The 446-nt window shown below is 73.3% G+C and carries 1 protein-coding gene; it reads left to right on the top strand.

The features are described from left to right. Nucleotides 1-446 (top strand): NAD(P)-dependent oxidoreductase (locus ACFTZL_RS24475; protein WP_382586610.1); only part of this gene is annotated, 446 nt, incomplete at both ends.

The following is a 446-nucleotide window of genomic DNA, read 5'->3' as shown; positions in this document are numbered from 1 at the left end:
GTACATCGTGGCCTCCGCGGTGCTGGTGCGCCGCGGCTTCCTGCACCAGGACGCCGCGCTGCGCGAGGGCACATGGGAGCCGCCGGCGTACTCCGCCCTCCTCGGCGAGGCCGTCGTGGGCTTCGTCGGCTTCGGGCACATCGGCTCCCGCGCCTGGCAGCGGTTGCGCGCGTTCGGCGCGCGTGGCGTGGCCGTCACCCGCAGCGGCGGCGTGGACGCCGTGGCGGAGCGGCTGCTCTGGGCCGGAACCCTCGACGACCTGGACACCCTGCTGGAAACGGCGGACGTGGTCGTGGTGTCCGCACCGCTCACCGACCGGACCACCGGACTGATAGCGGCGAAGGAACTGGCCCTGCTGGGGGAATCGGGTGTGCTGATCAACGTCGGCCGCGGTCCGGTCGTCGACGAGGACGCCCTGTACGCCGCGCTGCGCGACGGTGTGATCG

It is taken from the genome of Streptomyces sp. NPDC056948 (assembly GCF_042674225.1).
In the GTDB taxonomy this organism is placed as follows: Bacteria; Actinomycetota; Actinomycetes; order Streptomycetales; family Streptomycetaceae; genus Streptomyces; species Streptomyces purpurascens.
This window is presented reverse-complemented; position numbering and strand designations above follow the sequence as displayed.